Origin of the sequence: Maribellus comscasis (genome assembly GCF_009762775.1) — a bacterium.
In the GTDB taxonomy this organism is placed as follows: domain Bacteria; phylum Bacteroidota; class Bacteroidia; order Bacteroidales; family Prolixibacteraceae; genus Draconibacterium; species Draconibacterium comscasis.
In genome coordinates, this window is sequence record NZ_CP046401.1 from 7,715,501 (window position 1) to 7,729,142 (window position 13,642).

The following is a 13,642-nucleotide window of genomic DNA, read 5'->3' on the forward strand; positions in this document are numbered from 1 at the left end:
TAGGTTAGACTTGTTGTTTTATTTTAGCTTAATAGTAAATACTCTTGTTTTATTATTGAAATTATAGCTTACCGGTGATGCTTTGCTTATCATCTCCATTACCTCGCTTATACTCTCCATCTCGATTGTGCCGGTATACCAAACCTGATTTAACCTCGAATCGTTGTACTCTATTTTTACATTGTACCAACGCTCCAATTTTTTAACTAACGAAGGGAACGGTTCTTTTGAAAAGATAAGTTTACCCTCTTTCCATGAAGTATAAAATTTAGTTTCAACATCAGTGACCAAAAAACCTTTGTCCGTTTGTTCGGCTTGTTGCCCGGGATTCAGGGTAACTTCATCCTTGCTGTTTTCTCCTTTTAAGCTTACAATTCCTTCTTCCAAAGTAGTTGTGAAAGAATTGTCATCAGAAAAGGCTTTCACATTAAATGAAGTACCCTTAACTTTCACTTCTCCGTAATTAGTAGAAACAATAAAAGGCCGGTCATTCTTCACCACCTCAAAATAGGCTTCTCCAACAAGCTTTACAGGCCTGGTTTTATCAAAACGTGATGGGAAAGAAAGCTTTGTCCCGGAATTTAGCCAAACTATTGAACCATCGGGTAAAGTAATATTTGTTCTCGCACCATAAGGACTCGTAACCGTTTGCAAACTCTCACTCAGGTGAACTTCTTCAGGGTTAGTTTGTAAGGAAAAGAAAATAGTGCTGAATAGCAATCCTGTAATCAATACAGCGGCAATTTTTAATCCCCACGAATATATTTTTATTTTTCGCTGATATGAACGATGCTGCTCCTCCCGGATAATTTTCTTTATATTTCGAAATAATGATTGATTGGGTTCAACCAACCCGGTATCCTCCCGAAGACTTGTATTCCAAAAAGGTTTTATTTCCTTAAATATTATGGAATCATTCCTTTTGTCATGAATAAAATCTGTGAGTTTGTTAAATTCGTCGGGATACAGTGTCGAATTGAAATATTTTTTAAATAAATGCTTCATTGTTGTGCCTTTGTTTAAGTATTACACAACAAAAAGGATGATCCCTGGTAAAAATTAGAAAAAAAGATAAAAATAAAGTAGCGCTATTAAGCCGAGCTCTTCAAGTTTACTTTTTAAATAACTGATGGACTGAGAAATATGAAATTCAACGGTTTTTGGAGAAATACCTAATCTTTCTGTAATTTCTTTATGCGACAAACCTTCTTTCCGACTGAGGATAAAAACTTCTTTTCGGCGTTCAGGCAGTTCATCAACAATCTCTTCTATTTTTGCTTTCAGATCGTTATACTCTACTTCTTCAAAAAACTCATACTCTTTTGCAACCGAAAGTTGCTGAATCTTGTCTTTTACTTTTTGATTGTTAAGTCTGCTTCTGAGTTCGTTTAACAGCAAATTCCTGGTGATGGTAAAAATATAAGCATTAAAAGTAGAAGCTGACGTAATTTTTTTCCGGTTTTGCCATACCTTCAAAAAAACTTCCTGGAGAATATCGTCAATTCCGGTTTCGATTTTTAAAAAAGACTTGGAGAAATGATATAACCGGGGATAATAGTAATTGAACAAAACTTCCAGTGATGATTCATTGCTATTGGTTAGTTCGTTTATTTCCCTGTCCAGATTATTTTTCTTCTCCATGAAAACATTAGGTTGCGGTACAAACTTATAAAAATGTTTTAATATCTATTTTCTGAAGGAGCTGGATTCTTGCTGTCGGATAAATCACATATTTTCTTTAAATACACTTTTTTTCAACTAAGAGTCTATTTTTTCAATCCGTTACTTTTTATCTCGATGCGAATATTTGCCCTTAAAACTTTGGCGAAAACTTGTATTGTTGTCGGTTGTACACCAAGGCAGCTTAAATATCAACTTGACGATTGGAAGGCAAATACTTATCTTAGAATGATAAAAAACCAAATTAAACCAATGAAGATAGAATTTTGTTTAGATAAAATCGACAGCTTTTTACCGTCCATTGCCCGGCAGCTGGGGCTTCAAATCAAAAACAATTCGTTTGCTTTACCTGAAAAATTAGGGAAAGGTTTTTTTACTCAAGCAGTATTTAACAGTAATCTGGCCATCACCTATTACGAAATTAATTTAGATATTCCGAGCACTATAATACGGCACAAAAGCGCCAACAGTGATATTTTACCAATCGTATTCTGGTTGTCAAATGCCGGCGTTACACAGGAATTAAATACAGAAACAAAAATAATAGGCAAAAATACGCCAAACGGTATCTTTTTCCCGTCAAACAACATGGAGACCAATTACACTTTTCCGGCTGGAATCCCGATTAAAAATATTGCTGTGTATATTCACAAAACATGGTTTAAGAAATTTCTAAATCCCCAAAATGATTACATCAACAATTACATTTTAAGGCAAAACAACTATTTTCTGTTTGAAGAGATAAACTTTGCCATGGAAGAAGTAATAACAGATATAGAGGCCATTTTCAAAACAAAAGTAAATGATACGCTTGCACCGCTCAACCTTTATGTTGATACTTTAAAACTTTCCAATTTATTCTTTGAAAAAATTTTACAACGAAAATCAGAAAATACCTTTGTAAATATCAAACCCTACGATATTCAAAATTTATTCAAAATAAAGGGGATCATCAGTGATAACTATATCGATTTTCCAACGATGGATTATCTATCAAAAGAATCGCACATGAACGAAAGAAAATTGCAAAAGTTATTTAAGCAGGTGTTTGGAGAAAGCATATATCAGTTTGCGTTATCGCTGAAAATGAGAGAAGCAAAACGTTTGCTGCAAAGTAAAAATTATTCTGTTTCCGAAGTTGGGTATCTGGTTGGATATTCCAACCTCAGTCATTTTAGCCAAAAATTTAGAGAACATGTTGGTATTAGCCCCAAAGCATATCTGACATCGCTGTAATGCATTATTCAGACCTCCCGAAAAACCTAATATTCATCAACCTAAAAGTCGGTTTTCGGATATTTATTATCGTTTTACGGTTATTTTATCTTTTTAAGACACAATACTTTTGTTTCATAATTAAAAATTAAAAATGAAACAATTATGAATCTTTTAAAAAACATTCTGCTGGCCCCCATTTTAAAACAGGGTTACAAAAAAAACCTGGTATCGGGTCCTGAGGTAATTAATTTAGAGAAAAAAAGCTGTATCGGATATTCAATCACGACTTCGCTTAAAGGAAACCGAAAAAAAGAGGAAATTCCCCCTTTTTTTCACGACATTTATGATAACAATAAACTAAACAGTTTATGGGGGCAAAATGAACAAAATATGTATTGTATTTTTGACATGCATCCAAACAGCCAGGATTTTGATTACTATATTGCTACTGACAAAAAAGCAAAGCACCACAGTTTAAAATACGCTGAAATCACTCTTCCAAAAGGGAAATATGTAAAGGTAGAATTAATGAAAAAAAATCATTCGGCAGTTAGTAAAATAATGATGTACCTGCGTGCAATCTGGCTTGAAGCAAATGGCTACAAAGCTGCAAACAGCCCGGCTTTTATTTTATACGACAAAAGATTCCATTCAAATTACAAACAACACGGCTGCATTGATGGAAATTATCCGGGGGAACCAATTGCTTCATTTTTTATACCACTGGAAGACGAAAAAACTATTTCAGCATAAATAAAAACATGGAAGAATATAGTATAAAACCTTTTAAGCAGGGAAACGAAAAAGCGGTTCATCAACTCGTAAAAACAGTTTACGATGAGTTTGTTCGACATGAAAACACAGAGGAAGGTAATTTGCTTTTTTATGATTGGATAATGCCTCAAAAAATAGCCGCCCGGCAAAAACAGCAAAATAACTTATGGTTGGCGTGGAGCAGCAATAAAATTATTGGAATGATGGAAATAAGAGACAATCAAAATATCACCTTGCTTTTTGTAGATAAAAATTACCAAAAGCGAGGAATAGCGAGGAACCTGTTTCAAACTGCGTTAAACGAATATAAAAAAAGAGAATTTAATTTGGATAAATTCTATGTCCACGCTTCGTTATCATCAGTACCGGTATATAAAAGTTTGGGATTTAATGTAGTCAGTAAAGCACGAAAAGAAAACGGTATTTATTATGTATCAATGGAAACAAACATTTCATAAAAGCGAAATAAAGAAAATCCTTAAAGTTGACTAACCCCGTGGCAGAGCCAGGGAATATTTCGCCAACTCTATTTTCAACAATAATGCTGAAAAGTTAGATTTTCTTTATTTCCCCCTCTGTCATCCGCCATCTGGCCGATGACATCTCCCCTGAAATCAGGGGAGAATATAAGGTAAGCCCGAGACAAAGCCTCGGATAATTTTTGATTGACTCAAACAAAAATTGATAAACAAAACATAATGTTTTTCAAAAATAAATCAACCATTGTTTTTATCAGAAAAAAAGAATGTGACAAGTTTTGTATAGATTTACCGGCAAAAACCAATGAAAGAACGATGGCCTCTGGTTACCGGCTTTATCCTTTTGACTTTGGGAATACTGGCTAAAGTGCTAACGGAAATTCGTATTGTCCCAATTGTTTTAATCCTTTCAGGAGTATCACTTAAAATTTATTTTATATTTCAAAAAGCAAAAAAAACAAAATACCATCCCGGAATTGAAATCGCCTTTCTTTTGGTGGGATTAGCACTCTTCTTTTCCGGAATGTATTTTCTGCCCGAGGATACATTTATCTCTCCTGATTTATTTATTGGAACGGGGATTGGATTGAAGATAATTTTTATTATTCTGTTTATAAAAAAAACAGGAAAAAAGTAAAGCTATACATTTGCTTTAATAAATAATTTCAAAAATCGAAAGGCTGAAAAAATGCACACCAGGATTACCCGATAAATAGTTAAAATATATTTTTCTTTTGTAAGCCGGCTGCCAACAATTGCATAAAAAGCAGAACACTCACAAACAAAAAAATACGGGCTATAAAGTCGCCATACTTTACATAAAAAGTAATTTTATTGTTGGTATTTAGTTGTCCGGCAACCGAAGCCGGCTCCCACCACTGTGTATGCAGAACAACATCGCCCCGCTGGTTTATAAATCCGGAAATACCTGTATTTGCGGCTCTCGCGATGCTCCTCCTGGTTTCAATCGCCCGTAGTCGGGCAAACGAAAAATGTTGTTTATATCCCGGAGAATTTCGCCACCAACCGTCGTTGGTAATAATAAAAATCAGCTCCGCACCTTTTTTTACAAACTGCGTTATATAATCTCCAAAAACCGATTCATAACAAATAACGGGAGCAAGCTTTGTGCTGTCCTTTGCAAAAAAAAGCGAAGGCTCGTCCTGGCTTCCCAAATTTCCGCTGGTACCTCCCAAATCAATAAATACATTTTTTAAAAATCCGAAATATTTAAGAAAAGGCACCTTTTCTACTCCACTCACTAAAATTGATTTGTGGTAAAGCTGGTAGTCACCACTTTTCTGAAAAAAAACGGCTGTGTTAAAAACATCAAAATATTTTCCTTCTCTGTATCTTGCTGTTTCTGAAGCTTCTTGTTCTTTATAAATTTTACTTGAGGAGACTCCAATCATCAATTCAGTATTCGGATAATGATTTTGAAAGCTTTTAAGCACCTTATATTGCTGACTATTCTGTATCCTATCAACATTCCAGTTTTTATAGTTTTCTACAATCGTTTCCGGGCCTACCACAAAATCGGTTTGTCGGTTCGCCTTTTCACCGGCAAGTTGTATAAATTTTTCCAACTTCGCATTTTCAGCCTCCCTACTATAATCTTCCGAATAAGGATCTATATTGGGTTGAACAAGAACAATATTTTTAGGATTGTTTACTTCCTTGTAGTTATTGTACATTTTTAAGGATATAAATACCGGAGCAGCAATCAAAAAGAGAATTAAAAATGCTGGTTTAATCACATCGGACAAAACTTTTTCTCTAATTCCTTCAAAAAACTTTAGCACCAATATATTAATAAGCAGAACCCATAAAGTACCACCAAAAACACCAGTAAATTCATACCATTGAATGATTTTTACATTATTGGCAAATCCATTTCCCAAAGTCAGCCACGGCCATTCAATATCCCAGTGAAAATGAAAATACTCAAATGAAATCCAAAATCCAGCCAGGGCAATATAACCAAGTGTATGTTTTAAATTTCGGCGGGCAAAATGTGCCAGCCACAAAATCAGCGACATTACAAATGAATTTACGGCGATAGCCATTAAAGCTCCGGCAAAGGTTGCATAAGCAATCCACCAGGTAGTAATTCCATTCCAAATTAAAGTTACAATAAATGCGTGGCCCCAAAATGAAACACCGGGGTATTTTTCCTTGTTTTCAACAAAATATTTATCAAGAATGAACAGCGGAAATAAAGCGAAAAAGAGTATCCATCCGGGCAACCCGAGCCAGGGCATACTTAATAATAGTCCCGAAAAAACCGACAACAGAATCCTGTAGATCCTTTTCATTTTTATGTATCCTGATTGTTGGTAAATGTTGCTTTTTTCTTTTTACTTGAACGCTCAAAAACAAAATCAATTTTCCCAATTACCAAACCACCCCACCAGGCCTGGTTGATAATCACTTCGTTTCCCATTTTATTCCTTTTTACAATGGGTTCTTCCAGATAAATACTGTGATTATGTCCACCAAGTATCAAGTCTGTCATCGATGTATATTCCACCAGTTTGGTATCACATATTTTATCATCCTCACCTTCGTACATCACCCCGAGATGAGACAAACAAACCACCAGGTCGCACTTCTGTTCCTGTTTTAAAAATTGTTCCATTTCTACTGCAACTTTCACAGGATCCAGAAATTTTGTATTCCCATAGTTTTGTTTACCGACAAGCCCTTCCAATTCAATACCTAAACCATAAACACCAACTTTGATTCCGTCACGGTCAAAAATCTTAAATCGTGGAAATTTACCGGCAAGAATCGTATCAGAAAAATCGTAGTTTGAACATATAATAGGAAATGTAGCATTGGGCAGCGGTTCCAAAATACCTTCCAGTCCGTTATCAAATTCATGATTTCCAATTGTTCCTGCATCGTAACCGGCCTGGCTCATAACTTTCAATATCAGTTCGCCTTTAAAATAATTAAAATATGGTGTTCCCTGGAACATATCTCCGGCATCGAAAAGTAACGTATTAGGATTTTTCTTTTTTTGCTCTTTTACAAATTCCGAAATTCTGGCCATTCCTCCTTTTCCATTGTATTTCTCATCTGAACCGGAAAACGGTTCGATATGGCAATGTAAATCATTGGTGTGCAAAATTGTAATTGTGACAAAATCGTCGCCGGCCAAAAGTTCTTTGGGAAACATTCCAAAACTTACACCAAGTGTCCCGGCAGAAATATTCCGTAAAAAAATTCTCCTATTCATTACTTATCCTCCCATCAGTTTTTGCCGTAAGTTTTTCACCTTTTTCCTGCTTATCTTCAAGATGTTTAATAATCACGTTACGAATCTTTTTATTGGTGTTTATCATTTTTAACCGTTGAGTAAAAACTTGCATGCTGCTTCCGCCGTTGGCCACATAATCATTGGTTACCATCCAATATTTTTCATTTAAATTCAAAGGTTTTCCTGCCACTAAAATTCTTTCAGCTTTTCCTTCTGAAATTTTAAACCGCACACCTCCAACACTGTCTCCTCCGTTTGATGCAACAATATCGAGAAATACTTTTATCTGTTCCCCCGTTAACCGGAGGAAAACCATTTCGTTTTCAAAAGGCATCAGTTCAAATATATCTTCAACTGTTATTTCACCTTCAGGAATATTGGAAAGAATCCCAAAATAATTATAAAATGAAATTTCCGGCTGAAAACCCAATCCTTCACGAACAGCTTCTTTTTTACCCTCTTCAATTAACAAATCAGCAAGAAAATTGGTTAAAAGACTTTCAGGTTTATCTTTCTCCATTTCTGTTTCAGAAACAGAAATCACCCGGTTCATATCTTTTTCAAGAATACTTTTATACGGAAGATATATCTGAACAACCTCATTGTCAAGACTGTTCAAACTTTCAGAAACAGTTAAGTTTTCAGTTTCATAAGAAACTTTAGAATAATGCGTTTTACATGAACTAAGGAGTAAAACACAAGTTATCAACAACGTATAGGTGATAGTTTGTTGCATGGATAAAAAATAGTTTTAAAACTTACTCTTATTTTAGCACGAATAAGGTTAAAAATGAAAACGATTTCAATAACAATATGTTCGATTCAAACTTACATATAAAAAATTTGACGAAGGTAATTTTGGTGCTATTTCTGGTATTGAATTTTCACCCAATTTATATTAAGGCGCAAACAAAAGAGGTTATAGCACAAAAAGGAGATGGAATTTATCGTTTATTGACAAGAAACGGGCTTCCTGTTTCAGACTACATGACAGCATTCATCGAGTTGAATAAGAATTTATTGGGAAAGAACAACACACTCGTTGCGGGGGTAAAATACAAATTGCCCGATAGCGAGGCAGATGATGAGTCTCCGGCAAGTTCCGGAGGAACTTTTAGCACATATTCTATCTTTGGAAAAGACTACGAGAGAGTTGAAATTCTGGATAATACCCTCCTGGGAGCAGTTTATTATCTGGTTGCGGGTCATGGTGGCCCCGACCCCGGAGCAGTTGGAAAATACGGAAATCATAGTTTATGTGAAGATGAATACGCCTATGATGTAACATTACGACTTGCCAGAAGGTTGATTGAACATGGCGCTTCAGTTTATATGATAACCCGCGACCCCAACGACGGAATCAGGAATGACAGTTACCTCAAAGCAGATAAAGATGAACGTTGCTACCCCAATCAAAGCATTCCGCTTAACCAGGTAAAAAGATTAAGGCAACGCACCGATGCTGTTAATAATTTGTATCTCAAAAATAAAACGGCCTTTCAGCGGATGATTGCTATCCATGTCGATTCCAGGAGCCGTGGCGAAAATATTGATGTTTTCTTCTACCATGACAAGCGAAGCGATACCGGAAACAAAGCGGCTGACACTCTGTTAAAAACATTTCAGGATAAATACAACCAGCACCAACCAGGGAGAGGTTATAAGGGAAGCGTATCTTCAAGAAATTTATATGTGGTAAAAAACACCTATCCGGTAGCGGTTTATATAGAACTTGGAAACATTAACCATACCCGCGACCAACAGCGTTTTATCCGGGTTGACAACCGACAGGCAGTTGCAAACTGGCTTGCTGAAGGATTGATTACCGATTTCAAAACAAACAAATAAAAAATATCCCCGTATTGAGGCAAAATAAAATTTGAATTACCTGAATGGTTTTATTTTCACCGGACATCGCTTAAAATAAACCAGTGAATTTTCATGTATCCTTCCCGAAACAATTATAATCCAGTGGAAGAAGTAAGTAAAATGTACTTCCCTTCCCGAGTGTACTTTCTACTTGAATAGTCCCTCCCTGAAGCTCAGCAAACTCTTTACACAAAATCAGTCCCAATCCACTTCCTTTCTCTGCTCCGGTCCCCGGTGTTGAATGATTTTTGCCTGGTTCAAACAGCAAATCCATTTTCCCGCCAGAAATTCCAATTCCTGAATCCCTGATTCCTATTTTCACAAAATCGCCGCTTTCGTTCTTTTCAATTTCCGAAGTAATCGAAATCTCTCCCCCCGGATTGGTAAATTTTACTGCATTCGACAAAAGATTCCTAAAAATAACCTCGGTTAGATTTGCATCGGTTTTTACTGTCAACCCGGGCTGCAATAAATTTTTAAATGTTATATTTTTTATCTCCGCCTGCATCGCGAAATTTTTCAATACTCCGGCAAATCGTTTGCCAAAATCAATTTCTTCCGGCTTTACCTCTATCCTGCCCGATTGTGCCATCGACCATTTCAACAAATTCTCCAAAAGGATATAAACATGGTGCGAAGACTCTTTTAAACTCACCAACAATTCTTTTCTTTCTTCTGTTGAAATATTATCGTACTCCTGAAGGATAAGGTCAACCAAACTTTTCTGGCTTGCCAAAGGGCTGCGTAAATCGTGAGCTATAATTGAAAAGAACCTGTCTTTTGATTCATTCATTTTTTTTAACTGATTTTCAGATTCTTCAACACACTTTTCCTTTAGCTTCGAAGCGGTAATATCATAAGCATTGTAAATAATAGAATTTTCGCTTTTGTAACTAATTCTTGCCGAAAACCAATGCTCTTCCCCGTCAATTTCAAGGTCGTATTCGATAACAACCAGTTTTTTTGTATCCAAACATCTCTTTATAGCTTCCTTAAAAAAATCAGCCCTTTCTTTATCAAAAATATCTTCGAGACTCTTTCCGATTAATTCTTCTGCAGGCAGGTATAGTAACTCCCTGTTTTGCGAAGCAACTTTAAGATACTTTCCTTCTCTGCTAAATTCAATAATCAAGCTATCGAGAGAAGCAAAAATAGCTTTTAATTCTCGTTCGCTTTGCCTCAGTTGAATTAAAGCTCGTGAGAACATGGCTACCAAAATACTAATGACCAGTGCACTGACCGTTAGCAGAAGAAAAAGCACTTTATCCTGATCCCCGTATGATTTCCATCCCTTTTCCGGCACAGCCGCCAGTACCCATGTTCCGTTTGGCAAATCGATATGAACCTTTACAGGGTTTTCATCAAAGATTGTATCATCACCCCAAAATACTTCCCCTTTTTCTCCGGTCCCATTATACCCTTTTAATGCAAAAACATAGTCTTTGTCGTACTGCTCCAATTTTGCTTCATTAAACAAAGCATTCATTTTGATAACAATATCAGTTACTCCCCAAAATTTTTCAATACCGGGGCTCGTTTTATCAAATATGGGGGTATAACTTATAAATGCGATTCCTCCTTCAACCAGCTCCGCCGGGCCTGCAACAAATGTTTTGTGTGTTTCTATGGTTTTTTCAACGATAACTTTTCTTTCCGGGTGTTCGAGCAAATTTAGTCCCAAAGCTGCTTCATGTCCTTCCAGAGGGTAAATCGCGTTTAAGATACAGTTTTTTGAAAGAGCCATAGAACTGATAACAGTATCATTCCGAATATATTCTTTGGCCAGTTCGTGATAATCGTCGTTACTAATTTCCGGATTTATAGAGACATAAGCTGCCACCCCGCGTGTATAATAAATCCTGGAGTACAAAGCTTTTTCAAGCTTCGATTTTTTGCTGGTCATATAATCCACCATTCGCGCACGAATGTCTTTCTCCCATTGTCCCGCTTTAAATCGGGTATAGCCGACCGTCGCGCCAACTAAAATAAAAAGCACAATCAGACCCACAAAAACAGGTTTCAACTTTTTTAATAAAGGTTCGTTTGGTTTCATAAGCAACTGAACAAAAAATAAAGAATTTGGGAAAACAAATCTCTTAAATATCAAGTTTTACAACGTGCAAAAATAGCTGATTTATAAAATATAAAAAAGGCAGGAAACTAAATTTATCTTAAAATAACACAAGAAAATCCTGTGCTAAAAAATATAAAACATATGTAAAAAATAATCGCTTATCAGATAACGCGGTGAAAGGGAAATAACTAACTTTACCCGGAAACAAAACAACTCCTTTTAAATATGATATCGCCTTTATTCAGTCAATTGTTAATACCCTTTATCATTGCCATGTTCCTGGCTGTAACAATGGGTGGAAGCGGTACGGCACCTGCTTTTTCTGCTGCATACGGAGCAAATGTAGTACGCAAAAGTATTATTCCCGGGCTTTTTGGAATTATGGTTTTTGTGGGGGCAATTGTGGCAGGTAAAGGTACGGCCACAACAATGGGCAAGGGTTTACTTGCTCCTGAAATGATGACTTTCTCAACTGTTTCGATTATTCTTTTTTCAGTAGCAATTTCTCTGTTAATTGCCAATCTTGCCGGAATTCCCCAGTCAACAAGCCAGGCAACAGTGCTGGCGGTAGTTGCCCCTGCACTGTACTTCCAGGAGCTTAACACCGAAAAATTGTTTATGGAAATCATCCCAACCTGGTTTATTCTGCCTGTGATTTCATTCTTTATAAGCCTTTTCCTCGGAAAATATATCTACCGCCCAATGCGAAGAAGAGGATATACAATGTCGAGAGCATATAACCAAAACCTCAAACCGGTATGGGATGGTATTATTTTAATCATGTCGATGTATGTAGCATTTTCTATCGGAGCAAACAATGTAGCGAATGCAGCTGGACCGATTGCCTCAATGACAGCGAATGAATTAAAAATATCGATTGACACAAACTTTACTTTAATAATGATTTTGTCGACTTTAATTGTAGCGCCAAGTTTTGGCATCGGAAGTTCTATTTTCGGGCACAAAGTCGTTCAGAACACAGGAAAGGAAATTGTTTTATTTGGAAAATTTGAAGCCGTAATTATTGCTTTTGTATCTTCAAGTTTATTACTTTCAGCGTCATTAATTAAAGGAATTCCAACGTCGCTGGTTCAGCTCAATGTAGCTTCCATTCTGGGAATTGGAGTTGCAAAACTGGGTCCCAAAAACATATTCAAAAAAACAGAAGTAAAAAAATTCTTTTTGATGTGGATTATTGCACCAACGATAGCATTCTTGCTGTCATTGCTGCTTACGTGGTTGACCGACATTTACTTAAACTAGTGCAAATTTCAATCAACTTTTATCGACGGTACAATTTTTACAGGTTGACACCAGGAGTTAATTCCATCGTAAACCCCATTGTATAAATGAGTCATATTTTGATTGTTGATTAGTAATTGCGGCCGCTCCCGCCGAACACAGTGTAATGTATCTCCTTCTTCAAAAATTATATCGTGATCATAAACCACAACCGGGGCAAATTTCTGCCAGTCATCAATTCCATTTTCCGAAATTAAATGGGCTCCCCACCTTTCATGCCCGGTTAATTGTCCCACATTGTCTTCGCAAATCATGTGATATTTCCCATCTTTCCTGTAAAGATAAAAATCTTCGATTTTTGCTGTAGGCCAGACATTTTTATTAACAACTTTATATGGCCCCCGAAAATTATCGGCGCTCGCAATTTTTACCAGTAATTCCGCATCCCGGTACATTAATTTTACACTTCCGTCATTTTCTACAAACAAGGCAGGATTGTTTGATTCTTCATCTAATACAGGAAGCTCGCTTCTTTTCCACGGACCGTTAATATTTTTTGCAGTGGCATATCCCACCCGGCGTATTAAACGATTACTTTCTTCCCGCAATGTCGTAAAATCAGAACCAATATAAAACAAAACAAACTCGTCGCCAATTTTATGAATAGTTGGATTATGAGCCATATTCGAATCCCAGAAAATACTGTCTCTTTCGCCGATCACAACACGCTGGAAACTAAAAGGCCCCTCTGCTGAACTTGATGTTGCATGTACAATTTCTGACTCGACAAAATAATCATCCGGAAATTTATTCTTCCTGGGCCAACGCGAGGCAAACATATGAAATGTAGAGTCAACTTTTACAACTGAACCTCCCCAAACCCAGTAGCCATCCATTTTGAAACCACTTTTTTCAGAGACAGGCTGCAAAGAATCAAAAAATATTTTTTCCTTTTCCACACAGGAAAAAAAGGTAAAAACAAACAAGGATAAATATATAGTTCTTGTGACCATTCTTTTTTAATTTAGCTTATGCTCAATAAAG

The 13,642-nt window shown here is 36.3% G+C and carries 13 protein-coding genes; 6 read left to right on the forward strand and 7 right to left on the reverse strand.

Features of this window, described 5'->3' with window-relative positions; all coding sequences use genetic code 11:
* Positions 1-18 precede the first annotated feature (18 nt).
* Complete coding sequence (locus tag GM418_RS31055) at positions 19-1,005, reverse strand: FecR family protein (RefSeq protein ID WP_158872244.1); 987 nt, start codon at positions 1,003-1,005, stop codon at positions 19-21.
* A gap of 54 nt (positions 1,006-1,059) precedes the next feature.
* Positions 1,060-1,641: an RNA polymerase sigma-70 factor gene (locus GM418_RS31060; RefSeq protein WP_158872246.1), complete on the reverse strand. Its 582-nt coding sequence runs from the start codon at positions 1,639-1,641 to the stop codon at positions 1,060-1,062.
* Positions 1,642-1,932: 291 nt separating this feature from the next.
* Here GM418_RS31060 and GM418_RS31065 point away from each other — a divergent pair, with 291 nt between their 5' ends.
* From GM418_RS31065 to GM418_RS31080, 4 genes are all read left to right on the forward strand, one after another.
* Positions 1,933-2,916, forward strand: coding sequence for a helix-turn-helix domain-containing protein (locus GM418_RS31065; protein WP_158872248.1), 984 nt, complete (start codon positions 1,933-1,935; stop codon positions 2,914-2,916).
* A 144-nt stretch (positions 2,917-3,060) separates the two neighbouring features.
* Positions 3,061-3,651 (forward strand): GyrI-like domain-containing protein, encoded by a 591-nt coding sequence (locus GM418_RS31070; RefSeq protein ID WP_158872250.1) that lies wholly within the window; start codon positions 3,061-3,063, stop codon positions 3,649-3,651.
* An 8-nt stretch (positions 3,652-3,659) separates the two neighbouring features.
* A complete protein-coding gene (locus GM418_RS31075; protein WP_158872252.1) occupies positions 3,660-4,130 on the forward strand; it encodes a GNAT family N-acetyltransferase in 471 nt (156 codons plus the stop codon).
* 325 nt (positions 4,131-4,455) lie between these two features.
* On the forward strand, positions 4,456-4,788 hold the full coding sequence (locus GM418_RS31080) for a hypothetical protein (protein ID WP_158872254.1): 333 nt from the start codon (positions 4,456-4,458) through the stop codon (positions 4,786-4,788).
* Positions 4,789-4,867: 79 nt separating this feature from the next.
* Here GM418_RS31080 and lnt read toward each other — a convergent pair whose 3' ends face one another.
* The 3 genes from lnt to GM418_RS31095 are packed head-to-tail and all read right to left on the reverse strand — an operon-like array spanning position 4,868 to position 8,149.
* On the reverse strand, positions 4,868-6,466 hold the full coding sequence (lnt, locus tag GM418_RS31085; protein WP_158872256.1) for an apolipoprotein N-acyltransferase: 1,599 nt from the start codon (positions 6,464-6,466) through the stop codon (positions 4,868-4,870).
* 2 nt (positions 6,467-6,468) lie between these two features.
* Positions 6,469-7,392 (reverse strand): bifunctional metallophosphatase/5'-nucleotidase, encoded by a 924-nt coding sequence (locus GM418_RS31090; RefSeq protein ID WP_158872258.1) that lies wholly within the window; start codon positions 7,390-7,392, stop codon positions 6,469-6,471.
* On the reverse strand, positions 7,385-8,149 hold the full coding sequence (locus tag GM418_RS31095) for a 5'-nucleotidase C-terminal domain-containing protein (RefSeq protein ID WP_158872260.1): 765 nt from the start codon (positions 8,147-8,149) through the stop codon (positions 7,385-7,387). The genes GM418_RS31090 and GM418_RS31095 overlap by 8 nt, the downstream gene beginning before the upstream one ends.
* A gap of 107 nt (positions 8,150-8,256) precedes the next feature.
* Between GM418_RS31095 and GM418_RS31100 the strand changes: the two genes are divergently transcribed.
* Positions 8,257-9,261, forward strand: coding sequence for an N-acetylmuramoyl-L-alanine amidase family protein (locus tag GM418_RS31100; RefSeq protein ID WP_217447656.1), 1,005 nt, complete (start codon positions 8,257-8,259; stop codon positions 9,259-9,261).
* Positions 9,262-9,352: 91 nt separating this feature from the next.
* Here the strand turns inward: GM418_RS31100 and GM418_RS31105 are convergent, their stop codons facing one another.
* The gene (locus GM418_RS31105; protein WP_158872264.1) at positions 9,353-11,335 is read right to left on the reverse strand and encodes a sensor histidine kinase; all 1,983 of its coding nucleotides are present in this window, start codon (positions 11,333-11,335) and stop codon (positions 9,353-9,355) included.
* Positions 11,336-11,581: 246 nt separating this feature from the next.
* Between GM418_RS31105 and GM418_RS31110 the strand changes: the two genes are divergently transcribed.
* Positions 11,582-12,619, forward strand: a complete 1,038-nt coding sequence (locus GM418_RS31110; RefSeq protein ID WP_217447657.1) for an inorganic phosphate transporter — start codon at positions 11,582-11,584, stop codon at positions 12,617-12,619.
* 8 nt (positions 12,620-12,627) lie between these two features.
* On the opposite strand, the gene GM418_RS31115 is transcribed toward GM418_RS31110, so the two are convergent.
* On the reverse strand, positions 12,628-13,611 hold the full coding sequence (locus GM418_RS31115) for a glycoside hydrolase family protein (protein ID WP_158872266.1): 984 nt from the start codon (positions 13,609-13,611) through the stop codon (positions 12,628-12,630).
* Positions 13,612-13,642: the final 31 nt, after the last annotated feature.

Bases quoted from the DNA above. Each gene is read 5' to 3' on its own strand.
- GM418_RS31055 (WP_158872244.1), bottom strand. From the start codon at position 1,005: ATGAAGCATTTATTTAAAAAATATTTCAATTCGACACTGTATCCCGAC.
- GM418_RS31060 (WP_158872246.1), bottom strand. From the start codon at position 1,641: ATGGAGAAGAAAAATAATCTGGACAGGGAAATAAACGAACTAACCAAT.
- GM418_RS31065 (WP_158872248.1), top strand. From the start codon at position 1,933: ATGAAGATAGAATTTTGTTTAGATAAAATCGACAGCTTTTTACCGTCC.
- GM418_RS31070 (WP_158872250.1), top strand. From the start codon at position 3,061: ATGAATCTTTTAAAAAACATTCTGCTGGCCCCCATTTTAAAACAGGGT.
- GM418_RS31075 (WP_158872252.1), top strand. From the start codon at position 3,660: ATGGAAGAATATAGTATAAAACCTTTTAAGCAGGGAAACGAAAAAGCG.
- GM418_RS31080 (WP_158872254.1), top strand. From the start codon at position 4,456: ATGAAAGAACGATGGCCTCTGGTTACCGGCTTTATCCTTTTGACTTTG.
- lnt (WP_158872256.1), bottom strand. From the start codon at position 6,466: ATGAAAAGGATCTACAGGATTCTGTTGTCGGTTTTTTCGGGACTATTA.
- GM418_RS31090 (WP_158872258.1), bottom strand. From the start codon at position 7,392: ATGAATAGGAGAATTTTTTTACGGAATATTTCTGCCGGGACACTTGGT.
- GM418_RS31095 (WP_158872260.1), bottom strand. From the start codon at position 8,149: ATGCAACAAACTATCACCTATACGTTGTTGATAACTTGTGTTTTACTC.
- GM418_RS31105 (WP_158872264.1), bottom strand. From the start codon at position 11,335: ATGAAACCAAACGAACCTTTATTAAAAAAGTTGAAACCTGTTTTTGTG.
- GM418_RS31110 (WP_217447657.1), top strand. From the start codon at position 11,582: ATGATATCGCCTTTATTCAGTCAATTGTTAATACCCTTTATCATTGCC.
- GM418_RS31115 (WP_158872266.1), bottom strand. From the start codon at position 13,611: ATGGTCACAAGAACTATATATTTATCCTTGTTTGTTTTTACCTTTTTT.